General features: G+C 68.7%; 20 protein-coding genes. 6 read left to right on the plus strand and 14 right to left on the minus strand.

The features are described from left to right. Window positions 1-10: 10 nt before the first annotated feature. From AC50YM_RS03795 to AC50YM_RS03825, 7 genes are all read right to left on the minus strand, one after another. Window positions 11-973, minus strand: coding sequence for an ABC transporter substrate-binding protein (locus AC50YM_RS03795; protein ID WP_494955671.1), 963 nt, complete (start codon window positions 971-973; stop codon window positions 11-13). Continuing rightward, window positions 970-1,716, minus strand: a complete 747-nt coding sequence (locus tag AC50YM_RS03800) for an ABC transporter permease (RefSeq protein WP_494955672.1) — start codon at window positions 1,714-1,716, stop codon at window positions 970-972. The genes AC50YM_RS03795 and AC50YM_RS03800 overlap by 4 nt, the downstream gene beginning before the upstream one ends. Continuing rightward, window positions 1,713-2,489, minus strand: a complete 777-nt coding sequence (locus tag AC50YM_RS03805; protein ID WP_494955673.1) for an ABC transporter permease — start codon at window positions 2,487-2,489, stop codon at window positions 1,713-1,715. Before AC50YM_RS03805 ends, AC50YM_RS03800 begins: the two co-directional genes overlap by 4 nt. Further along, a complete protein-coding gene (locus AC50YM_RS03810) occupies window positions 2,489-3,583 on the minus strand; it encodes an ABC transporter ATP-binding protein (protein ID WP_494955674.1) in 1,095 nt (364 codons plus the stop codon). Before AC50YM_RS03810 ends, AC50YM_RS03805 begins: the two co-directional genes overlap by 1 nt. Window positions 3,584-3,988: 405 nt before the next feature. Beyond that, window positions 3,989-5,071, minus strand: a complete 1,083-nt coding sequence (rsgA, locus tag AC50YM_RS03815) for a ribosome small subunit-dependent GTPase A (RefSeq protein WP_494955790.1) — start codon at window positions 5,069-5,071, stop codon at window positions 3,989-3,991. A 466-nt stretch (window positions 5,072-5,537) separates the two neighbouring features. After that, window positions 5,538-5,990, minus strand: coding sequence for an NUDIX hydrolase (locus AC50YM_RS03820; RefSeq protein ID WP_494955675.1), 453 nt, complete (start codon window positions 5,988-5,990; stop codon window positions 5,538-5,540). 46 nt (window positions 5,991-6,036) lie between these two features. After that, a complete protein-coding gene (locus AC50YM_RS03825; protein ID WP_494955791.1) occupies window positions 6,037-6,927 on the minus strand; it encodes an N-acetylglucosamine kinase in 891 nt (296 codons plus the stop codon). A gap of 84 nt (window positions 6,928-7,011) precedes the next feature. Between AC50YM_RS03825 and AC50YM_RS03830 the strand changes: the two genes are divergently transcribed. Next, window positions 7,012-8,145, plus strand: coding sequence for a nitronate monooxygenase (locus AC50YM_RS03830; protein ID WP_494955676.1), 1,134 nt, complete (start codon window positions 7,012-7,014; stop codon window positions 8,143-8,145). A gap of 246 nt (window positions 8,146-8,391) precedes the next feature. On the opposite strand, the gene AC50YM_RS03835 is transcribed toward AC50YM_RS03830, so the two are convergent. Then, a complete protein-coding gene (locus AC50YM_RS03835; RefSeq protein WP_494955792.1) occupies window positions 8,392-9,354 on the minus strand; it encodes a LysR family transcriptional regulator in 963 nt (320 codons plus the stop codon). A 110-nt stretch (window positions 9,355-9,464) separates the two neighbouring features. Here AC50YM_RS03835 and AC50YM_RS03840 point away from each other — a divergent pair, with 110 nt between their 5' ends. Continuing rightward, window positions 9,465-10,745 carry an MFS transporter gene (locus tag AC50YM_RS03840; protein WP_494955677.1) on the plus strand — a complete coding sequence of 427 codons (1,281 nt, stop codon included), beginning with the start codon at window positions 9,465-9,467 and terminating at the stop codon, window positions 10,743-10,745. Here the strand turns inward: AC50YM_RS03840 and AC50YM_RS03845 are convergent. After that, window positions 10,742-11,905: a trans-sulfuration enzyme family protein gene (locus AC50YM_RS03845; RefSeq protein WP_494955678.1), complete on the minus strand. Its 1,164-nt coding sequence runs from the start codon at window positions 11,903-11,905 to the stop codon at window positions 10,742-10,744. The genes AC50YM_RS03840 and AC50YM_RS03845 overlap by 4 nt on opposite strands. Window positions 11,906-12,037: 132 nt before the next feature. On the opposite strand from AC50YM_RS03845, the gene AC50YM_RS03850 reads away from it, so the two are divergent. After that, the gene (locus AC50YM_RS03850) at window positions 12,038-12,544 is read left to right on the plus strand and encodes an Lrp/AsnC family transcriptional regulator (protein WP_494955679.1); all 507 of its coding nucleotides are present in this window, start codon (window positions 12,038-12,040) and stop codon (window positions 12,542-12,544) included. 102 nt (window positions 12,545-12,646) lie between these two features. Here the strand turns inward: AC50YM_RS03850 and AC50YM_RS03855 are convergent, their stop codons facing one another. Then, a complete protein-coding gene (locus tag AC50YM_RS03855; RefSeq protein WP_494955680.1) occupies window positions 12,647-13,885 on the minus strand; it encodes an MFS transporter in 1,239 nt (412 codons plus the stop codon). Window positions 13,886-14,059: 174 nt separating this feature from the next. Between AC50YM_RS03855 and AC50YM_RS03860 the strand changes: the two genes are divergently transcribed. The 3 genes from AC50YM_RS03860 (at window position 14,060) to AC50YM_RS03870 (ending at window position 17,362) form a co-directional block, all read left to right on the plus strand. Further along, window positions 14,060-14,557 (plus strand): Lrp/AsnC family transcriptional regulator, encoded by a 498-nt coding sequence (locus tag AC50YM_RS03860; protein ID WP_494955681.1) that lies wholly within the window; start codon window positions 14,060-14,062, stop codon window positions 14,555-14,557. Between the two features lie 67 nt (window positions 14,558-14,624). Continuing rightward, a complete protein-coding gene (gene corA, locus AC50YM_RS03865) occupies window positions 14,625-15,620 on the plus strand; it encodes a magnesium/cobalt transporter CorA (protein ID WP_494955682.1) in 996 nt (331 codons plus the stop codon). Window positions 15,621-15,661: 41 nt separating this feature from the next. Beyond that, window positions 15,662-17,362 (plus strand): ABC1 kinase family protein, encoded by a 1,701-nt coding sequence (locus AC50YM_RS03870; RefSeq protein WP_494955683.1) that lies wholly within the window; start codon window positions 15,662-15,664, stop codon window positions 17,360-17,362. A gap of 4 nt (window positions 17,363-17,366) precedes the next feature. Here the strand turns inward: AC50YM_RS03870 and AC50YM_RS03875 are convergent, their stop codons facing one another. From AC50YM_RS03875 to AC50YM_RS03890, 4 genes are all read right to left on the minus strand, one after another. Next, window positions 17,367-17,681, minus strand: a complete 315-nt coding sequence (locus AC50YM_RS03875; RefSeq protein ID WP_494955684.1) for a hypothetical protein — start codon at window positions 17,679-17,681, stop codon at window positions 17,367-17,369. A gap of 52 nt (window positions 17,682-17,733) precedes the next feature. Continuing rightward, window positions 17,734-19,326: an ABC-F family ATP-binding cassette domain-containing protein gene (locus AC50YM_RS03880; RefSeq protein ID WP_494955685.1), complete on the minus strand. Its 1,593-nt coding sequence runs from the start codon at window positions 19,324-19,326 to the stop codon at window positions 17,734-17,736. Window positions 19,327-19,409: 83 nt separating this feature from the next. Further along, a complete protein-coding gene (locus tag AC50YM_RS03885; protein WP_494955686.1) occupies window positions 19,410-20,564 on the minus strand; it encodes a methyltransferase in 1,155 nt (384 codons plus the stop codon). A 255-nt stretch (window positions 20,565-20,819) separates the two neighbouring features. Further along, a complete protein-coding gene (locus tag AC50YM_RS03890) occupies window positions 20,820-21,287 on the minus strand; it encodes a GatB/YqeY domain-containing protein (protein ID WP_494955687.1) in 468 nt (155 codons plus the stop codon). Window positions 21,288-21,312 lie beyond the last annotated feature (25 nt).

Consider the following 21,312-nt stretch of genomic DNA (forward strand, 5'->3'; position numbering starts at 1 on the left):
GAAGCGCCGCTTACTTGACCAGTCCCTTGTCCTTGAGCCAGGCAGCCGCAGCATCCTTGGGGTTCTGCTTCTGGCTGCCGCTGACCGCCCGGTTAAGGTTGATCAGGTCCTCCGTGGTGAGGATTTTGGACACGGCGTTCAGGGTCTCCTTCGCCTTGTCCGTCATCTTGGATTTGTTGTAGAGCGGGAGGACCTGCTGGGCGATGAAGTTGTTCTTGGGATCCTCAAGCACTACCAGGTCATTGTCCGCGATGGAGGGGGTGGTGGTGTAGATGTCGGCCACCTGGACCTGGTCGGAGAGCAGGGCCTTGAGTGTCACGGCACCGCCGCCGTCGCTGAACGGTTCCAGCTTCTTGGGCGCGCAATTGTAGTTCTTCGCCAGGCCCGGGAGCCCGTAGGCGCGTTCGGCGAAGGTCGCCGGGGCGCCCACCACGAGTTCGCTGCAGACCTTGGCGAGGTCCTCGATCGACTTCAACTGGTACTTCTCCGCGGTGGCCTTCGTGACGACCATCGCGTCCTTGTCCTCGGCCTTGGAGGGCTCCAGCACGGCCAGTCCTTCCGGCAGCTTGCCGGGCAGGGCCTTGTAGATGTCCTCGGCCGAGACCTCGGTGGCGTCCTTGCTGACGTGCAGCAGCAGGTTTCCGCTGTAGTCGGGGATGACGTCCACGGATCCGTCCTGGACGGCCTTGAAGTAGACCTCGCGTGAGCCGATGTTTGGCTTGGTGCTAGCCGTGACGCCGGCGCCGTTCAGGGCCCCGGCGTAGACCTCGGCGATGATCTGGCTCTCCGGGAAATCGGCGGAACCGATCACGAGGGCCGTACCCGCACCGGACGTGGCTCCGCCCGTCGCCGGTGCGGTGGAGAGCGGATCGGACGAGCCTCCGCAGGCGGACAGTGCCATGGCCAGGCCGACGCCGGCGGCCAGGCCGCCGAATGCGCGCCTGCCGAGTGCTCGTTGGCGGGTTTCCTTCATGACGTACCTCCTTGAACAGCAGTCCCCGCGGTTACGGGGTCTGTGAGATCAACCGCAGCCTGCTGGCTCCGGTTTGGCTGGGTAGAGGCGCCCCGGGACAGGAACAGCCTCTGGATGAGGGCCAGGACGAGGTCGACGGCGATCGCCAGGCCGGCGATCAGCAGGGACCCGCCCAGCATCTGGGGAAAGTCGGAGAGCACGAGCCCGTCAAACAGGTACCTGCCGAGGCCGCCGAGATTGATGTAGGCCACGACGGAGACGGTGGCGATGGCCTGGAGCACGCCGGTCCGGAAACCGCCGAACATAACAGGCAGGGCGTTGGGGAATTCCGCGCGGAACAGCACCTGCAACTCCGTCATGCCCATGGCCCGGGCAGCGTCGACGACGTTCCGGTCCACACTGGCGATGCCGGCGTAGGTGCCGGCCAGCAGCGGGGGGACCGTCAGGATCACGAGGGCCCAGATCGGCGGCATCAGCCCGATCCCGGCGAGGAGTACGAAAAGCGTGAGCAGGCCCAGGGTCGGCAGGGCCCGGAGGGCGCCGGCGGCGGCCACCGCGGCGACCCGTCCGCGGCCGGTATGCCCCACGTACAGGCCGATCGGGACCGCGATGGCGGTGGCGATCAGCATGACCAGGCCCGTGTACATCAGGTGCTCGGCCAGCCGTTCCGGGATTCCGGCACTGCCGGACCAGTGCTCCGGATTGCCGAGCCAGTCGAAGGTGTCGGTGACGACGTTGCTCATGCGTTTCCCCCGCCGGTCTTGGGGCGCGCGAACCGCAGTGCCGTGGCCGCGGTGCCGGTCGTGGCGTGTCCCTCGACGGAGGCGGTGTCGGAACCGCTGCCAGTCTGGTTGCCGGACTCGCTGCTCGCCCCCGTGGCTGCCGCGGCCCGGGTCCATGGTGTCAGCAGCCGTTCCAGCAGCACGAGGACGGCGTCCATCAGCAGGGCGAGGATGAGGATGGCGATGATGCCCACCACCACTTCGGTGACAAAATCACGCTGCAGTCCCGAGGTGAAGAGCATCCCGAGGTTGCCGATGCCGAGCAGGGCCGCGACGCTGACCAGCGAGATGTTGCTGACCGAAACCACGCGGAGGCCGGCGAAAAGGACCGGAAGGGACAGCGGCAGGTCGATCTGCAGGAAGCGGGCGAACGGCTTGAACCCCATGGCGACGGCGGCCTGCCGGAGGTCCTCGTCGACCGAGTCGAAGGCATCCAGGGTGGCGCGGACCAGCAGGGCGACGGCGTAGATCGTCAGGGCCACGACAACGTTGAGCGGATCCAGAATCCGGGTGCCCAGAACGGTCGGCAGGATGATGAACAGTGCCAGCGACGGAATCGTGTACAGCAGCGAGGACGCCGTCAGCACCACCGACCGGAGCCCACGGTTCTGCCGGGCGACCTGGGCCAGCGGAACGGCAATCAGCACACCGAAGATCATCGGCAGGATGGCCAGCACCAGGTGCTGGCCAGCGAGGCTGAAGACCTGTGTGCTGTTGGCCAGGAACCAGTCCATCAGCGTGCGCCCTGCCGGGTACGGCGGTCCGACTCGATCACGGCAAGGACTTCCTCGGCGGTGATGACCCCGGCCACCCGGCCGTCCGTGTCCACGGCGACGCCGAGGCCGGAGGGCGACGAGAGAGCGGCGTCGAGGGCGCGGCGGAGTGTGTCGCCCTTCCGGAAAAGGGATCCGCCGGGAATCGTCGCGGAGCCTTTGCCCGGACCCGACCAGCCCAGGGGGTGCAGGTCGCCGTCGACCACCAGTTGCCATTCGGCCGAAGCATTGCCGTCCTGCTCGAGTTGAGCGGGGGTGATTGTCCGGGCCCGGTGCACGGTGACGCCGTCGGACGGGCTGAAGCCCAGGTGCCGGAAGCCGCGGTCCCGGCCCACGAAGGCCGCCACGAAGTCGCTGGCGGGGGCACGCAGGATTTCCTCAGGCGTGGCGTACTGCGCCAGCCTGCCGCCGAGGCCGAACACCGCCACCTTGTCCCCCAGGACGGTGGCCTCGTCGATGTCGTGGGTGACGAAGACAATGGTCTTGGCCAGGTCCCGCTGGAGCCGGAGGAGTTCCTGTTGCAGTTCGTCGCGGACCACAGGGTCCACGGCGCTGAAGGGCTCGTCCATCAGCAGCACGGGAGGGTCGGCGGCGAGCGCCCGGGCCACGCCGACCCGCTGCTGCTGCCCGCCGGAGAGCTGGGAGGGGTACCGTTTGCCCAGCACGGAGGCCAGACCGACGACGTCGAGCAGCTCCTGCGCACGCTTGCGCGCCTCGGCCTTCGGCACGCCGTTGAGCCGCGGCACGGTGGCGATGTTGTCCAGTACGGAACGGTGCGGCATCAGCCCGGAGGACTGCATCACGTAGCCCATGGAGCGGCGCAGCTTGGCGGCCGGCACCGAGGTGACATCCTCGCCGGAAACGGTGATCGTTCCGGAGCTCGGCTCGACCATACGGTTGATCATCCGCAGCGACGTGGTCTTGCCGCAGCCCGAGGGTCCGACGAAAACCGTGATGGCTCCCTTGTCGATGGACATGGTCAGGTCATCCACGGCAGGCTGCCCGCCCTGGTACTGCTTGGTGACGCTCTGGAACTCGATCATGGCTTCAGCCATTTCCGGGCTTACCTAACTGTTGGCGGCAACATCGGACGGTCCAGCCAACTGATCATAGACACGCTGATTTTTGGCTGTAAAGACGGTAGAACACAGCCTAGCCAGCGCGCTGGCAAAGTCAGGGACCTGAATAAGGGCGCCGGGGCTGACTTAGCCATTCGTAGCGCCGGCGATTTTGGATGGGTGCCGCGCCGGAAATGTTTTCCGCCGCGGCCCATCCACAGCCATTTCGGGTCCACCCAGGCGCCACGGGCATGCAACGCGGGCCCGCTACGCGGGGTGCAACGCGACGTGCAACGCGGGGTCACATCGCGCCCATCCCCTCGGGCGGAATGGACGCGATGTGACCCCGCGTTGCTTCCTGGGACCCCGCGCCCGGTCAGCGCCTCCGCCGGCCGGGCCCGGTCACCCTGCCCGCCCGCGGCCCTTGCCGCGACCCTTGGCACCCTGTCTGCCAGCCTTCTCGTGGCTGTCCCTTTCGGCCGCGCGCTGGCTCTTGCCGGCGGCCGAGATCGTCTGGTGCCACTCCCGGGCGTAGGCGCGGCTGGCGGCGGCGTCGTGCCGCCGGGCCAGGGCGGCGAGTTCACGCTGGAGTTTCAGGTAGCTAGCCCAGCGCCGGTCATCGAGGGATCCGTCCAGGAGTGCGGCCTGCACGGCGCACCCGGGTTCAGTGCCGTGGGCGCAGTCCGAAAACCGGCACTGCCCAAAGAGCTCCTCGAGATCGCCGAACATCTCCGCCATCCCGCCGTCGGCGTCGAACAACCCGAAGCCGCGCACCCCCGGCGTATCCATCAGGACGGCACCGCCCGCCAGCGGCACGAGCTCCCGGGAGGTGGTGGTGTGTTTTCCCTTTCCGTCACCGGCCCGGACGGCCCCCGTTTCCTGGACCTCGATGCCGGCCAGGGCATTGATAAGGGTGGATTTGCCGGCCCCGGAGGGACCCAGCAGCACGAGCGTCCCGCCGGCCGGCAGGTGGCTGAGCAGTTCGTCGAGGCCGTCGCCGTGTTCGGCGGAGGTGGTGACCACCGCGACGCCGGCCGCCTGGCGGATTACTTTGCCGACGACGTCGTCCGCCAGGTCGGCAAGGTCCGCCTTGGTGATGATGACGAGCGGGGTGGCCCCCGAGTCCCAGGCCGCGACGAGGGTGCGTTCAAGCCGGTTGTGGGTGAGCGGCCGGTCCACGGGCACCACGACGCCGACGACGTCCATGTTGGCGCCCAGCACCTGCGCTTCCGATGAGGCTTCGAAGGCCCGTTTGCGGCTAAGTTCCGAGTGCCGCGGCAGGACCCCCGTGATGGCAGGCTCCCCCACGGCATTGGATCCGAGCCAGACCCAGTCCCCGGTCGCGGGCAGCTCCCCGGTAGCGGGGTAGGGCAGATGCAGGGGCGAGTCGTGCGTGGCAACCAGGACGAGGTTGCGGTCCACGCGGATGACCCGGCCCGCGCCGGTGCCGACCGGTACGGGATGGGCCGCGAAGCGTTCGGCCACGGCGGCGGTGAACCCGAAGCCCGCCGGACCCTCCGGAGCCGCCGGATCGTTGGTGTTGGTGCCGGGGTGCGGGGCGCCGGTCGCGCCCGAATGTGCAGAATTGTGCGCAGGAATACGTGCAGAAGTAGCAGTCAACGAAAACCCTTTGATGGGGCCCCGGGGCGCGTGCCGCTCTGCCGGTGAATCCGGCAGCTGGAGAAGCTAGTGGGTGCGGGTGGCCGGGGCAGGAATAATGACTTGGCTGATGGTGCGCTGGGCGCACAGGAGTTCTGCAGTCATCGTCTCCACCTCCCCGTTTCCGCTTGCTTGTCGCTTGTTGGACCGGCGGCTGTCCCCGGTCGTTGCAGGGTGCCGGTCGGCCGGAACGTCCCGGCGGCTTCTTCAGAATAGACCGGCCCTGCAGGCCCTGGCTAGGAACCCGTCAGAAAAGTTTTCCGCAAGGTGTGCGCCGTCAGGAAGTTTCCGCTCAGGAGAGTTTGCCGTCCAGCGGCCGCTCGCGGTAGAGCCGCAGCGCCGCGTCGACCAGAGAGACCTTGTTCAGCCCTGCGACGTCGCCCAGCGGGATCCAGGCCGCGTGCGTGGTGCTGCCGTTCACCTCATGCCGCAGCTCCCCGCCGGTGATGGTCGCTTCGTAGACGAGCCGTAAGGACTGGAAATCGCGTTCGCCGCCATCGATCCGGATCTCCGCGGGCCAGTGCCCGACGTCGATCCCCAGCATCGCGCCGACCTCCGCGTGGTACCCGGTTTCCTCATGGATCTCCCGACGGCAGCCGTCCACGGGATGCTCGCCCAGGTCCAGACCGCCACCCGGCAGGGTCCACCCTTCCTTGCCGCCCTGCTTCCAGTACGCCAGCAGGATGGCACCGTCGCGGATGATAACCGCGTAGGCAGCGGGTCGGGTGTCGAAGTTCAGGCTCATCCCTCCAGCGTAATAGCCCGCCGGCGTCGCCGCCCGCCGGGCCGGGTCAGCCTTGCTCGGCGACGAGTTGGAGCACCCCAAAGACGGGGTCCCGGTCCAGGACGCGGACGTCGGTGATCCCTGCGGCAGCCAGGGTCGAGCGGAAGGATTCCTGCAGACGCGGGACGTTCATGCCCAGGCCGCCGCCCAGAATCACCGGGCCCTCGATGCCGAGCTGCCGGACCGTCTGGAGTGCCAGGGCCGCCAGATCTTGTCCGGCCCGGTCCACGAGTTCCCGGCTGGCGGCGTGGCCGGCGTCGGCGGCTCCGACCACGAGGCGGGCCCGCTCGGCCCAGTAGCGGCGCCCGGTGTCGGGTGAATGAAAGAGTGCGATCAGCTTGTTCGGGTCATCCTCGCTGCAGGAGGCCAGCAGTGCGGTGGTCAGTTCGTCCGCCTCCAGCCCCTGGTTCATCCGGCGCAGGCTGTGGCGGACTGCCTCGCGGCCCAGCCAGTAGCCGCTGCCTTCGTCGCCCAGCAGGTATCCCCAGCCGCCGGCGCGGGCTTCCTCGCCGTGGCTGTTCCTGCCCCAAGCGGCCGAGCCGGTCCCACCGATGACGGCGACTCCGGTGCCCGCGCCGCCGGCCGCCAGGAGGAGCCTGGAATCGTGGACCACGGTGATCCGGGATCCCGGCACGTGCGGGGCGATCAGCGCGGTGAGTGCCGCGGCGTCGTCGTCGGTGTCGATGCCGCCGGCGCCCGCGTAGACCTGGGCGACCGTTCCGCCGCCGATCAGGGCAAAGAGCTCCGCGAGATGTCGGGCCGCGGCCTCGCGGCTGACGTTCTGCACATTCGAGCTGCCCACCGATTCATCGGCCACGGCCCGGCCGTTTTCGAAGCGGACTCCGCGGGTCTTGGTCCCGCCGATGTCGAGGCCGATCACGGCACCGGCCGGGGTCATGGACGATGGGTCGGGGTCCGCCGCCGGCGGGATGTCAGAATGGGTCACCAGAACAGACTACTGAATCGTCCCCAGGAGTGACCCATGCCGCACGCCCTCTTCGGCTCCCCCATCCTTGCGGCACCGATGGCCGGCGGGACCACCACACCTGCCTTCGTGACGGCCGTGCATCAGGCCGGGGGCCTGGGCTTTCTTGCCGCGGGCTATAAGACGGTCGAGGCCATGCAGGCAGAGATCGGCGCAGCCCGGGAATCGGGGGCACGGTTCGGCATGAATCTCTTCGTCCCCGACCCGGCCCAGCTGCCACCGTCCGCGGACGTCCGGGCCCGGCTTGAGGAGTACCGCGGCCGGCTGGCACCGGATGCCCTGCGGTACGGCGTGGAGGTCCCTCCGCTGCGGCTCGACGACGACGACCACTGGCAGGGCAAGATCGAGGCGCTGCTGGCAGACCCGGTGGAACTGGTCAGCTTCACATTCGGGCTCCCCGGTGCCGATGTCGTTCGCGCGCTCCGGCGGGCAGGTTCCGCGGTGCTGGCCACTGTCACCACGGTGGAAGAGGCGCTTGAGGCCGCCGGGCAGGGCGTGGATGCGCTGGTGGTGCAGCATGCGAGCGCCGGGGGCCACAGCGCGGGCTTCCAGCCGCGGACCGGAGGGCCCGGGGCCTCCCCGGACGCCGCGCCGGATGCCGGCGGCGGGCGCGGCGACGGGCGCTCTGACTGGGCCAGTGACGGGCGCGGCGGGATCGTTGACGGGTCCGGCGGCAGTAGGCCGGGCACGACGGCGGAACTGGTCGCCCAGGTGCGGGCCGCCGTCGGGCTCCCGCTGGTTGGCGCCGGCGGGGTAATGGACCGGTCGGGGCTGGAGGAGCTGCTGGCCGCGGGGGCACAGTCCGCCCAGCTGGGCACCGCGTTCCTCCGGACGGATGAGAGCGGCGCCCGGCAGCTGCACAAGGACGCATTGGCCAGCCCGCGTTTCACGGCGACCGCGCTGACGAGGGCATTCACCGGACGACCGGCCCGGGCGCTGGTCAATGAGTTTGTCCGGGACCACCCCGACGCACCGGAGTCCTATCCTGCCGTGCACCACCTCACAGCTCCACTGCGCGCCGCGGCGGCCGCCGCCGGGGATGCCGAACGGCTGAACCTCTGGGCCGGGACGGGCTGGCAGCGTGCTCGGACCGGTTCCGTGGCGGAGGTCATGGCCGAGCTGCTGGGCTGACAGGCCACTAGCCCCGCCCCCGCCCGCCCCGCGCCCGCCGCCCCGCACCAGCCCCCACCCGCCGTGCCCTCGGCCGCCGCCCCGCACCCGCCCCGCGCCCGCCTGTGCCCGTGCCCTCCGCCGCCGAAATCGCGGGAGCACTGCTGGAGTCGCTGTAGATTTCCCCGCGATTTCGAAGTGGTCCGGCGATCTCGCGCGGTGAGTGGTCCGGCGATCTCGCGCGGTGAGCGGCGCGGTGAGCCGGCTTCAGCTGCCGGAGCGGTCGCGGACGAACCCGGCCAGCAGTGCCGGGCCTTCGCTGAGCACCAGCTCCCGGAACAGCCGCACAGGGTCCGGCTCGGCGTCCGGTCCGCCACGTCGTTCCCGCCAGGCCAAGCCGATTTCGCGGAAGGCAAGGCCTGAATCCAGGGCGAGCTCGACCCAGCCGAGGTCTCCCGACTGCCCCGGCGTGTGGCGGCCGGGGGCCAGTCCGCCGGGCGGCAGGATGCTCACCCCGAGTCCCGCCGAAACGAGCCCCCTGGCCGTGTGGGTGTCCTGGCTCTCGAAAGCGATCCGGGGCCGGAAGCCCGCCTCGCGGAACAGCGCGTCCGTCAGCGAGCGCATGCCGTAACCGGAGCCCAGTGCGACGAATGGGTCCCGCCGGATGTCCGCCAGGCGTGCCCGACGGCGGCGCGCGAGGGGATGCCCGTGGTGGACGACGAGCCGCAGCGGTTCCCGGTACAGGGCGGCCGAGGAGATCAGCCGGCTCGGCGCCGCGACCGGGGCGGTCAGTGCCAGGTCCGCGTCGCCGGCGGCCAGTTCCGCCAGGCAGCCGTCCCGCGCTCCCTGGCTGAGGTCGAAGGCCGGCTGGGGATGCCGGCTGCGGAAGGCGCTGATCAGCAGCGGCAGCATCGCCTCGCCGAAGGTGTGCTGGAAGGAAACCGCTATGCGGCCCCGCACTACCTCTGATTCGTGCCGGACCAGATCCAGCCCGGTCTGGAACTGGCCCAGTGCGGCCTCGATGTGGGGCAGGAGTGCCCTGGCTGCGGGAGTCAGCCGAACCCCGCGGCCGTCGCGGATCAGCAGTTCCGTTCCGATGATGCTGCTGGCCCGGGCGATTCCACGGCTCACCGTTGACTGAGGCAGTCCCAGCACTTCGGCGGTCGCCGTGACGTGCTGGGTGCGCCCGAGCTCGGCCAGCAGCGGCAGCAGGGGCAGCAGTTGGACCAGCTGTTTGTGCTCGACGGCCGTTCACCACTCCCACATCGTTCCAAATTTGCTATTGATTCTATGCGAATCATGCATTGGAAGCATGTCTGGGCAGAGCATATTCTGGGGAGATGCCACAATTCCCGCCGCTCCGCCGCCGTGGCCCCGCGCCCGCCCCTGATGCCGCCGCCGCTGCGTGGCCGGGGCATCCGAAGGGCTCCGCGGCGTACAACAAGATTCTCGCCGGACTGGCGTTCGCCGGTGTCGCCACCTTCGCCCAGCTGTATTCCACCCAGGCTGTGCTGCCGATGATGGCGGCGGAGCTGCGGGTCACGGCTGCCGAGGCTGCGCTCACGATCTCGCTGGCCACCGTGGGGCTGGCCGTGACGGTGCTGCCGTGGTCCTTCCTGGCCGACCGCATCGGCCGGGTCCGCGCCATGATGTGGGGCATCTCGGCGGCGACGCTGCTGGGTCTGCTGGTTCCGCTCGCTCCCACTTTTCCGATGCTGCTGGGACTGCGGATGCTTGAAGGTATGGCGCTGGGCGGCATTCCCGCCATTGCCATCGCCTACCTCAATGAGGAGGTCAACAAGGCCCACGCCGCGCTGGCGGCCGGAACCTACGTCGCCGGCACCACCCTGGGCGGGCTGGCCGGCCGGCTGCTGGCCGGGTTTGTCGGCGAACTCTGGGGCTGGCGGGCCGCCGCCCTGTCCGTTTCGATCATGGCCGCAGTGGCCGCCGCCCTGTTCCTGGTCCTGGTCCCGCAGGCACGGGGCTTCACCACCGCGGCAGCCAGCGGCTTCCGCGGGGCGCTCCGGACGCTGGCGGGCCACGGCAGGAATCCGCGGCTGCTGGCCCTCTATGTCCAGGCGTTCCTGCTGATGGGTGGGTTCGTGGCGGTCTACAACTACCTCGGCTTCCGGCTGTCCGGGGAACCCTTCAGCCTGCCGGCCACCATCATCAGCCTGATCTTCCTGGCCTACCTCTCCGGAACCGTGTCCGCCCGCTGGGCCGGCGGACTGACGAAGCGGTTCGGGCGGCGTACGGTGCTGATCACCGGAACGGTGCTGATGGTGGCTGGCCTGGCCCTGACGCTAACGCAACTGCTGGCCCTGATCCTGGTGGGCCTGCTGCTGTTCACCGGCGGCTTTTTCGCGGCACACAGTGTCGGCGCAGGTTGGACCGGGGTGATCGCAACGACGGGCCGGGCACAGGCTGCCTCACTCTACAACCTCGCCTATTACCTCGGCTCCAGCGTCATGGGCTGGGCCGGCGGGCTGGTTTTCCAGTCCCTGGGCTGGACGGCGCTGGCCCTGAGCGTGATCGGGCTGGCGTGCACGACGGCGGTGGTCACCGCCGTCGTGCATCCCGCCCGGCCGGCGGCTGAGGCGCTGGCCGGCGGCCGGCGCTAGCGGGTAGCCTCAATCGCCTGCACGAGGTCTGCCACGACGTCGGACGCGTCCTCCAGGCCCACGGACACGCGCAGCAGGCTGGCATGCGGCTTGGCGTCGGCAGCAACCGGCCGGTGGGTCAGCCCGGCAGGGTGCTGGATCAGGGTGTCAATGCCGCCCAGCGAGACCGCATGCGTGATCATGCCGACGGCGGAGGGAACGCGTTCGGCATGCTCCGCGCTGCCCACCTCGAAGGCGATCAGCGAGCCGGGGCCGGACATTTGCGTCCCGATCAGGCCCTGCGGGTCGCACTCCGGGAGCCCCGGATAGAAGACCCGCCGGACCAGACCGTGTTCAGCCAGGGCTGCTGCGACCTTCTGCGCGCTTGCCTGCTGGGCACGCACCCGCACCGGCAGCGTGGCCAGTCCGCGGTGGAGCAGGTAGGCGGGCCAGGGCGTGAGGATGCCGCCGGTGACGGCCCGGATCTGGCGCAGCCGCGTGGTCCACTCGGGCGCCGCGGCCACCACGCCGCCCATGGCATCGCCGTGTCCGCCGAGGAACTTGGTGGCGCTGTGCAGGACCATGGCGGCACCGTGCCGGAAAGGGCGCTGGAGGATCGGGCTGGCGAACGTATTGTCGACCAGCAGCGGGACGCCGTCCGCCGCCGCGGCCACGCGGGCGATGTCGACCAACTCAAGGCTGGGATTGGCTGGCGTCTCGAGGATCACCAGGCCGGTGTCGGGCCGCAGCGCGGCGTGCACGCCCTCCGGCGTCGTAAACGTGACGTCGTTGCCGAGCACGCCCGAGGCGAGCAGGTAGTCGCTGCCGCCGTAGAGCGGCCGCACGGCGACCACGTGCTTCTTCCCGGTGGCGACGACGGCGAGCAGCACCGCGCTGAGCGCTGCCATGCCGGTGGCGAACGCCACGGCCTCCGGAGTTTCCTCAAGGACGGCAACACCCTCCTCGAACCGCGCCACGGTGGGATTCCAGAGCCGCTGGTAGACGGTGCTCTGGCCCTCCTGGTGGGTGCCGCCGGTGGCCATATGCTCATACGCGAGCCCGCCGTCGTGCACGGAGGGAAGCGGTGCAGTGGTGGACAGATCGATCGGAACGGCGTGGACGCCCAGTTCCGTGAGGCCGTTGCGGCCGGCGTGGACCGCCAGCGAGTCTTGAGAAAGCACCTTGCTCCTTATGAATATTCACCGTTGAATTCCGCAAGTATCTGGCAATAATTCGGGCTTTTGTAGGGCCGGCGAATGGAAGTGCCGGAATGCCCTGTTTATGATGAACTGACAACACTTCAAGGAGGACCCGTGAGTAGCAGTGCGAAGAATCTTCGGCCGGGCGTGGGTGCCGGAGAGCCGCTGGACGCGATCGATAAGAGGCTGCTCGCGGCGCTGGTGGCCGACGCCCGGATCTCGAACAAACAGCTGGCCGAGCTGGTCGGCATCGCACCGTCCACCGCCCTGATGCGCACCCGGGCGCTTTCCGAACGCGGGATCATCCAGGGATTCGAGGCGAAGCTGAGCCTGTCCGCGATCGGCCGCTCCGTGCAGGCACTCATCGCGGTCCGGCTCCGCGCCCACGACCGCGAGCAGATCGACCGCTTCACGGCCCGGGTCCCGAAGCTCCCGGCCGTGCTCTCGACCTTCCACACCTCTGGTTCGGTGGACTACTTGCTGCACATCGCCGTCGCCACCACCGAGGACCTCCGCGACTGGGTGCTGGACAACCTTGCCACCGATCCGGTCGTGGGACACACCGAAACGACCCTCGTGTTCGACCACATCCAGGGCAACCAGGGTCCGCTGCCGGACTAGGCGCGGCGTGCGCGGCGAGGGCGCCGACCGTCTGCGGCGGCACGGCGGCTTGCGCCGGGGCCGTCTGCGGCGGCTTCCGCCGGCGCCGTCGGCCCGGCGCGGTCAGGCCCGGCGCAACGCGCCGCGCAGCGTGATCGCGGCCAGGGTGACCGCCGTGATCGAACACAGCACAACGAAGCCGGCGACCGCAGCCTGCAGGCCGACCACCCCCGCGGCGAGCCCCAGGCCGATCACGGGAAAGGCGCTGCCCAGGTACGTGATGACATAGACGGTGCTGATGATCTGGGCATGGCGGGCGGCCTCGACCTTGCCGGCCACGTCATTGAAAACGGTCCGGAAGGACACCCCCTGGCCAAACCCGGCGGTGATGCTGGCGATGATGAGCAGCCACGGGCTGCTCCAGGCGGCGGCCGCCGCGATCAGCAGCACCGAGACGGCCAGCATCCCCAGTCCGACCGGCACCACGAAGCGTCCCCGCACGGCGGTCAGCTGGCTGAGGGCGGAGGACCCCAGGGTCAGTCCCGCCAGCAGGCCGATCAGCGGGCGTGAATCGGCGTGGACAATCTGGGCGAAATAGCCCGGCGCGAGGGAGAGGCAGAAACCGAACACGGCGAAGCTGAGGAACCCCACCGCGGACGCCAGCCAGAAGGCGCCGCGCGCCTCAGCGGACACCGAGGGCCGGCGCGGCGCCAGCACGCTCAGCGGCTGCGGACCCGAGACCGAGGTGATGGCGGGACGGGCCTTGAGCAGGTACAGCGGTACCAGCAGCGCGGCCAGGAGCAGGGAATGCAGGTAGTACGGCGTGGAGGTGGGCCCCGGCAGCAGGGAAAGCACTCCCCCGATCGCCGGACCGGCAGCCACCCCGCCGGCGGAAGCCAGCAGGGTGAACCGGGAGGCCCATTCGGGACGGCTGGGCAGCAACTCCCGCAGCGCCGCCGAACTCGCGCCCGTGGCGAGAGCCACCGCAACCCCCTGCAGTGCCCGGCCGGCACACAGTGCGAACAGGCTGTCCGCCGTGGCAAAGACCGAGCCGCCGGCAAGGCCCACCAGCACGGCGAGGACCAGGGCCGCCCGGCGGCCGATGTGGTCGGACCAGTGACCGGCCAGGATCAGGGTGGCCACCAGCGCCAGGACGTACGCGGAGAAGGCCACGGTCACGTCGAGCGCGGTGATGCCCAGTTTTGCCTGCAACAGCGGATAGAGCGGCGTGGCGAGATTCGCGCCGACCAGCAGCGTGAAGATCACGACGCCGGCCATCACCAGCCGTGCGGTGGTGGATGCATCCCAGCCCCAGCGGTCTGCCGTGGCCGGGCGCATCCGGAGTTCGCTGAAGACAGTCATGGCCGAGCCCTTGCGTGGAAGCGGGCCGCGTGCTCCCTGTGATGGGGGAACCGCCAGCCCGGAAAGATTTGATAGATCAAGAATGCGCCATTCCTGACCTAACCGGCTGAATTTCATGCCAAGATTGATCAAAATAGTCAATCAGCTGACGCGCGAATGAACCGGAGTGATGATTTGAACAGCCTGGACGCCACCGACCTCAAGATCCTGCTGGAACTCATCCGCGATCCGCGGATCCAGATTGGCGAACTCAGTGAGTCACTGGGCATCGCACGCAACACCGCGCAGTCCCGGGTGCGGCGCATGCAGCGTTCCGGGCTGCTGCACGACGGCGGCCGCGAAATTGATCTCGAAGCGGTGGGATATGACGTCGTCGCCTTCGTCACGATCGAAGTCAACCACCGGGAACTGGATGGCGTGGTGGGTGCCCTGCGCCTGATCGCACAGGTCCTGGAAGTCCATGAGATTTCCGGCCGCGGCGATGTGTGGTGCCGGGTGGTGGCGACCGACACGCACAACCTGCAGGCAGCCCTGCGCTCCATTCTTCGGATCAAGGGCGTCATCCGGACGGAGACTGTGCTCGCCCTGCACACCCACATCCAGTACCGCACCGAACCGCTGATCAGCCGGCTGGCCCAGGGCAGTTCGCTGGCCCCCGTCCGGGCGAGGTGATCCCCGGCCGGCCGCCGCGGCGGGCCGGCTGCGCAGCACCGCCCGCGACAGACAGGATAATGAGCCCGTGACTATCATCGATAACGCCGTCTACGTCGACGGCGTCCGCAGCGCCGAGCCGCAGAGCCTTGAGCAGACCTTTGAGACCCTGAACCAGCACGGCGGGATGGCGTGGATCGGGCTCTACCGGCCGACGGAGGGCGAAATGGCTGCGGTCGCGGCGGAGTTCGGCCTGCACAGCCTGGCCGTGGAGGACGCCATTTCGGCCCACCAGCGCCCCAAGCTCGAACGCTACGACGACATCCTCTTCACGGTGCTGCGGCCGGCCCGGTATCTGGACGCAACCGAAACCGTGGAATTCGGTGAAGTCCACGTATTCACCGGCCGGAACTTCGTCGTCACCGTCCGGCACGCCGAAACCGGCGGGGTGGCCCAGGTGCGGCGGAAAATGGAGCATCACCCCGATCTCCTGTGCCACGGGCCGGAGGCTGTGCTCTACGCCCTGATGGACCAGGTCGTGGACGATTACCTCCCCGTCGTCGCGGGTCTGGAAAACGACATCGACGAGATCGAGGACCAGCTGTTCAGCGGCGACCCGGCGGTTTCCCGGCGGATTTACGAACTGGCCCGCGAGGTCATCCAGTTCCAGCGCGCCATCCATCCACTCCCCGCGATGATCCAGCTGCTCCGGCGCGGCTTTGAAAAGTACGAGGTGAAATCGGAGCTCCAGCACAACCTCCGCGATGTCGAAGACCACATTGAAAGGCTGATCTCACGGGCCGATTCCTTCCGGGACATCCTGCAGAACGCCCTCACCCTCGACGGCACGCTGACGGCCACCCGCCAGAACGAGGCCAGCGCCGAGCAGAATGAGCAGGTCAAGAAGATCTCATCCTGGGCGGCCATCTTCTTCGCGCCGTCCTTTGTCGCCGGCGTCTACGGCATGAACTTTGACCGGATGCCCGAGCTGCACTGGAGCTTCGGCTATCCGATGGCCATCGGGATGATGGCCGCCACCGCCACGCTGATGTACGGCATCTTCAAGAAGAAGGGCTGGCTCTAGCGGTCGCGTCCGGCGGAAGGGCCCGCGTGTAGTCTGGCGTCATGAGCGCGCGGCGGGACCGGTTCCGGGACATCGTGGAGACCCTGACGAGGCACGGCCTGGGTTTCGCACTGGGCAACCTTGGACTGGACGGGCTGATGCCCGACGACGGGACCTTGGGGCAGCACCGGCTTCCGCCCCGGGGCGCGAGCCTGCCGGTGCGCATCCGGCTCGCCCTGGAAGATCTCGGAGCCGTCTACATCAAGTTCGGCCAGATCGTGTCCGCCCGCACCGACGTACTTCCGCCGGAGTATGCCACCGAACTCGCGAAGCTCCAGGATGACTCCCCTCCCATCACTGCCGCCGAGGTCCGTGCCGTGATCGCCGAGGAGCTCGGCGCCGCCTCGGACCTGCTGCTCCGTTCGCTGGATGACACTCCCCTTGCGACCGGGTCCATCGGCCAGGCCCATTGCGGCCGGATCGCGGACGGGAAGTCCGCCGCATCAGGGGTCTCCGGTGGCGCTGCCGGCGGAGGGCAGCCCATCGACGTCGTGGTCAAAGTCAGGCGGCCCGGCGTGGTGGCCCAAATCAATGAGGACCTGGAGATCATGGCGGAGCTGGCCAAACGGGCGGAGCGGGCCTCCAGCCGGGCCGCCGGCGTCCACTTGGCGGCGCTCGTGGATGAGTTTTCCCAGACCCTCCGCGCGGAACTGGACTACCTCCAGGAAGCCCGGAATGCGGAACGTTTCGCCGCGAACTTCGCCGGTGACCTCCGCGTCCATATCCCCCGGGTGTTCTGGCACACCACCACGTCCCGGGTCCTCACGCTTGAGCGCATCCGAGGCATCAAGGTCAACGACGCGGCCGCGCTCCGGGAAGCCGGGATCGACGCCGGGCTGCTGGCCCGGCGGGCCTGCAACATCCTGCTCAAGATGGTGTTCGAGGACGGCTTCTTCCACGCAGACCCCCATCCGGGAAACTTCTTCGTGGAGGCAGACGGCCGTCTGGGCATCATCGATTTCGGAATGGTCGGCCAGATCAGCGATACGACGCGCGATCAGCTGGTCCGGATGCTCCTGGCCATCGTTGAGCAGGACGCCGCCCAGCTGACCACTGCCCTGGTCCGCATGTGCGGCGCGGAAACGGCTGGCGGCTTCGCCGGGCTGCAGGGCGCACTGGCGCGGATGGTGGACCGCTACGCGGGACGGCCGCTCGGGGAGATTCCGATTGTGGCGGTGCTGACCGAACTCGCGGGCCTGCTGCGCGAACACCGGCTCCGGCTACCGCGGGAGACGGCCCTCATGCTGAAGATGCTCGTGATGGCGGACGGCCTGGGCAAACAGCTGGATCCGGGATTCGAGCTCACCGCCCAACTGGCTCCCTTCACGCAGAAGATCATCCTCGGTTCGCTGTCGGTCGAGGCCCTGGCGGAACGGCTGAAGAAGCTCGGCCGTGAAGCTTTGCGCCTCGGGACGGACGCGCCGGAGATCCTCCGCCGGGTTGTGGACGTCCTGGAACGGGGCGGCATCGACATCCATTTCCGGGCCGATGAGCTGGACCGGCTGATGGACAAGGCAGACCGGACCGGGAACCGGATCGTCGCCGGGCTGATCACCGCCGCCCTGATCAACGCCGTCGGGGACCTCGTGTCGGTCCAACCCGACCGCTGGCGCAACTGGCCCAAGACCCTCTTCACCGCGGGGATCGGCGGTGTGGGCGTCCTGGGCGCCTACCTGGCGCTCACCGCCCGGCACCGGAAGTAGACCGTCAGCGGCGCTGCCGCGCCTGCGCGACCAGCCGGCTGAACGCGAAGACGAACACTGCCTCGATCAGCACCATGAGTCCGAGCAGCAGCCACTGGCTTTCGCCGATGAAGACAACCGCCCCGGTCACCACCAGGACGGTGCCCAGAATCAGGGCGTACACGGCGAAACCGATGGCGACCTTCGCGCTGCGGACTCCCGTTCGGAAGCCAAAGCCCACCGGTTCACCTCCGGGGTAACCGGCCACGCGGTCGGGTCCGGCCGGCGTGAGCCTGTCGAATTCTTCCCACGGGTCGCGGGCCTGATCCTGTTCGGTCATGCTTCCATTATCCCGCGGCGACGGCGGTTTGCGGGGTTCCGGTTTCCGGCAGTCAGGCGACGCGGACGTCGATTTCGCCGGGGGCCGCGCCGTCGGCGCCGAACACCAGATGGCGGTTGGCGATTTTTTCGCTGAAGAACCGGTCGTGGCTGACCACGACGACGGCTCCGGGGAAGTGCACCAGCGCCCGTTCCATGACCTGGGTGCTGGACATGTCCAGGTGGTTGGTCGGCTCGTCCAGCAGCAGCACGGAGGCCCCGGAGAGGAGGCACTGTGCCATCGCGACGCGCGCCTTTTGCCCGCCGGAAAGGTTCCCGATCTTCTGCTTGAGGTCCGCCTCGGAGAACTGGAACATCGCGAGGAAGCGGTTGACGGATTTCTTGGTGGCGCTGAAGGCCAGGCTGCCGGGCAGTGCATTGACCGCGTGGGACACCGTGTCGGCGTCGTCGAGGTCCTCGAGCATCTGGTTGTAGGAGACAAAGCCGGGACCCTTGGCCCAGGCCACTCCACCGGAATCGGATTGCTCCTCGCCGGTCAGCACCTTCAGAAGAGTGGACTTGCCGCTGCCGTTGGAGCCGAGGACCACGATCCGGTTGCCGCGGCGGATCTCGAAGGACAGGTCCTCGAACAGCAGCTTCTCGCCGTAGGCCTTGCCCAGTCCCTCCACCCGGCAGAGGACGTCCTTGACGTGCAGGCCGCCGTAGATCTCGGTGACGATCTGGTCGACGGGCCTGGGCGTGCGGGACTTCTTGATCTTGGCCAGCTGGTTGCCCAGCCCGCGGCTCTCCGCCTTGGCTGCCTCGCGGCGGTCTGCGATCCCTTCGGCTTCAAAGGCCAGGAGCTCGGATTCGTGCACAAACTGCTGCTCGAGGGTCTTCAGCCGGAACTGTTTCTGCACCACGTACTCGGCGAAGTTGCCGGGGTATTCGTGCAGGTGGAAGTTCTCCACTTCGATGATCCGGGTGACGACGGCGTCCAGGAATTTCCGGTCGTGCGAGACGATGATCGCGGCGCCCTTGAAGTCCCGGAACCAGTTCTCGAGCCATTCGACGCCGGCCACGTCCAGGAAGTTGGTGGGCTCGTCCAGCAGCAGCACGTCGGGGCCTTCGAGCAGGATCTTGGCCAGGGCGGCGCGGTTGCGCCAGCCGCCGGAGAGCTCGTCGATCGCGCAGCTGCGGTGGGCCTCGTCGAAGCCCAGGGTGGTGAGGACGGTGTCGATGCGGCGCGGGTAGTCCCAGCCGTCGAGCCGGTCCATGTCCTCGAAGAGCTCCGCCTGGCGGCTGATGAGCCGGTCGAGCTCGGCTTCCGCGGGATCGGCGGCGATCGATGCGTCGATGCTGGCCAGTTCGGCCTCCACCGCCTTGATCTCGATGAACAGGGCGTCGAGCACCTCAAGAATCGTGGCTTCACCGTTGAGTTCGGAGAACTGGGAGAAGTAGCCCACCTTGGTCCCGAGTTCCACGGTGACCGTGCCGGTATCCGGCGCCACCTGGTCCAGGGCCAGTTTCAGGATGGTGGTCTTGCCGGATCCGTTTTTGCCGATCAGGCCCACCCGGTCGCCGGGTTCGAGGCGGAAGAAGGCCTCCCGGAGAATCTGGGTGTTGTCGAAGCGCACGCTGACGTCTTGCAGCCGGATCAGGCTCATGGGTATTTCACTCTCGGTGGTGGGTCGAAACGGCGGGGGCCGGGTGGCGCAGCAGGCGTGCGCGCTGGCGAAGCAGCGCGGGACTAGCGGGGTGCGAGCCGCCACAGCGAGGTGATCTCTGCCGCGCGGGCCGCGTACAGCGGATCGTTGCGGTCGGAGGCCTTGGGGTGGGTTGGCTTGGTGTCGGACCGTTCCAGAACCTTCAGCCCGGCCGCCTCGATGGCGCCCAGCAGTTCGTTCCGGGTCCGCAGGCCGAGGTGCTCGGCGAGGTCCGAGAGGATCAGCCAGGCTTCACCGCCGGGCTCCAGGTGGTCGGAGACCTCGTTGAGGAATCGGAACAGCATCCGGCTGCCGGGGTCGTAGACGGCGTTGTCCAGGGAGGAATGCGGCGTGGCCGGAATCCAGGGCGGGTTGCACACGATCAGGGGTGCGCGGCCGGGCGGGAACATGTCGCCCAAAACAGCTTCGGCGCGGTCCTGGAGCCCAAGATTCCGGAAATTCTCGACGGCGCACGCAACCGCGCGGGGTTCGTTGTCCGTCGCCACCACGTGCCGGACTCCGCGGCTGGCCAGAACGGCGGCAAGCACCCCGGTGCCCGTCCCGACGTCGAACGCCAGCACGTCCGTCGGCAGCGGCGCGGCCGCCAGCAGGTCAACGTACTCGCTGCGGGTCGGGAAGAAGGTGCCGTAGTGCGGATGGATGCGACCCTGCAGGGCCTCGACATAGACGCCGTTCCGCCGCCATTCATGGGCGCCGATGGCCCCGACAAGCTCGTGCAGGGATACCACCGACGGTTCGGCGATGTCCCCGTACGCCTCCGCGGCGGCCGCCTGGATGTCCGGGGCGCGCCGCAGGGGCACCACCGGGCCCGGGTCCAGCGGAATCAGCAGCAGGCCGAGAATACGCGCGCGATGCGAGCGGGACTGGCGGTGCCGGTAGAACTCATCGGCCGGGGTGTCCGCGACCTTTTTCTTCCCGGCGCCCAGACGCCGGTCCAAGGCGTTGAGAATCTGCCGGGCGTTGTGGAAATCGCCCTGCCAGAGCATGGCGATGCCTTGGGAGGCCATCCGGTTCGCGTCATCGGCGGTCAGGGCGTCGGTGACCACCTCGACTCGCGCCGGTGCTGGTCTTCCGTTCGCTGACCGCCAGAGTGCCGACCTGCGCTGACCGCCGTCGTCCCACGTCACGACGGCGGGCCCGTCAACGGCGGGTGCCTGCGGGGACGTGCCGGTCGGCATCGGGGTTTCCAGGGGGCGGCCCGGCACTGCGGTGGCGATAAGAGTTCCAATCCCAGAATCCGAGGGCGGAGGCTGAAGGTTGCGGCGGGATTCGGTGATGCCCAGGCGATCGGGTCCAGGGTTTCGCGGACAGCCGTCCGGTCACGAACCGCGCTTGAGGATGGCGGGTGCTGCCATCTGACGTTCCTTCTCAGGATACAGGCGGGCGCCGGCAGCCGTCCGCCAAGCCTGGGAGGTCCGGCGCCGGACCAGCTGTCACTGCGTGATGCGGCTGCGCACGATCTCGCTGACGGCCTTGCCGTCGAAGCGTCCGGCGACCTTGGCGGTCACCGGCTTCATCACTGCGCCCAGCTGGCGCATGGTCAGTTCGGTGCCGTCGGCGGTGAGGTCACCGACGACGTCGTCGACGATGGCCTCCACCTCAGCCGCGGTCAGTGCCTTCGGCAGGTAGGCCTCGATGATTTCGGCTTCAGCGATTTCCGCCGCGGCCCGCTCGGACTCTCCCGCCTCGGTGTAGATGCGGGCGGTGTCGCGGCGCTTGGCGGCTTCCTTCTGCAGCAGCGACGTCACCTGCGCGTCGTCCAGCACGATCGGGGTCTTGCCAGACTTCTCGCGGGTTTCGATTTCTCCCAGGACGTTGCGCACCGTGGTGAGTGCGACCTTGTTGCGGTCCTTCATGTGGCCAACGACGTCGGCGTGCAGGCGTTCTTTCAGGGTGGTCATGATTCTCCTCGTCTCACTGGACAGG

This window comes from Pseudarthrobacter sp. RHLT1-30-1, from assembly GCF_059383415.1.

Coding starts and splice junctions, on each gene's coding strand:
- AC50YM_RS03825 (WP_494955791.1), bottom strand. CDS start 6,927: ATGACCCCGGCCGGTGCCGTGATCGGCCTCGACATCGGCGGGACCAAG.
- AC50YM_RS03800 (WP_494955672.1), bottom strand. CDS start 1,716: ATGAGCAACGTCGTCACCGACACCTTCGACTGGCTCGGCAATCCGGAG.
- AC50YM_RS03820 (WP_494955675.1), bottom strand. CDS start 5,990: ATGAGCCTGAACTTCGACACCCGACCCGCTGCCTACGCGGTTATCATC.
- AC50YM_RS03795 (WP_494955671.1), bottom strand. CDS start 973: ATGAAGGAAACCCGCCAACGAGCACTCGGCAGGCGCGCATTCGGCGGC.
- AC50YM_RS03855 (WP_494955680.1), bottom strand. CDS start 13,885: ATGACTGTCTTCAGCGAACTCCGGATGCGCCCGGCCACGGCAGACCGC.
- AC50YM_RS03875 (WP_494955684.1), bottom strand. CDS start 17,681: ATGACCGAACAGGATCAGGCCCGCGACCCGTGGGAAGAATTCGACAGG.
- AC50YM_RS03840 (WP_494955677.1), top strand. CDS start 9,465: ATGCCACAATTCCCGCCGCTCCGCCGCCGTGGCCCCGCGCCCGCCCCT.
- AC50YM_RS03885 (WP_494955686.1), bottom strand. CDS start 20,564: ATGCCGACCGGCACGTCCCCGCAGGCACCCGCCGTTGACGGGCCCGCC.
- AC50YM_RS03805 (WP_494955673.1), bottom strand. CDS start 2,489: ATGGACTGGTTCCTGGCCAACAGCACACAGGTCTTCAGCCTCGCTGGC.
- AC50YM_RS03830 (WP_494955676.1), top strand. CDS start 7,012: ATGCCGCACGCCCTCTTCGGCTCCCCCATCCTTGCGGCACCGATGGCC.
- AC50YM_RS03810 (WP_494955674.1), bottom strand. CDS start 3,583: ATGGCTGAAGCCATGATCGAGTTCCAGAGCGTCACCAAGCAGTACCAG.
- AC50YM_RS03890 (WP_494955687.1), bottom strand. CDS start 21,287: ATGACCACCCTGAAAGAACGCCTGCACGCCGACGTCGTTGGCCACATG.
- AC50YM_RS03880 (WP_494955685.1), bottom strand. CDS start 19,326: ATGAGCCTGATCCGGCTGCAAGACGTCAGCGTGCGCTTCGACAACACC.
- AC50YM_RS03870 (WP_494955683.1), top strand. CDS start 15,662: ATGAGCGCGCGGCGGGACCGGTTCCGGGACATCGTGGAGACCCTGACG.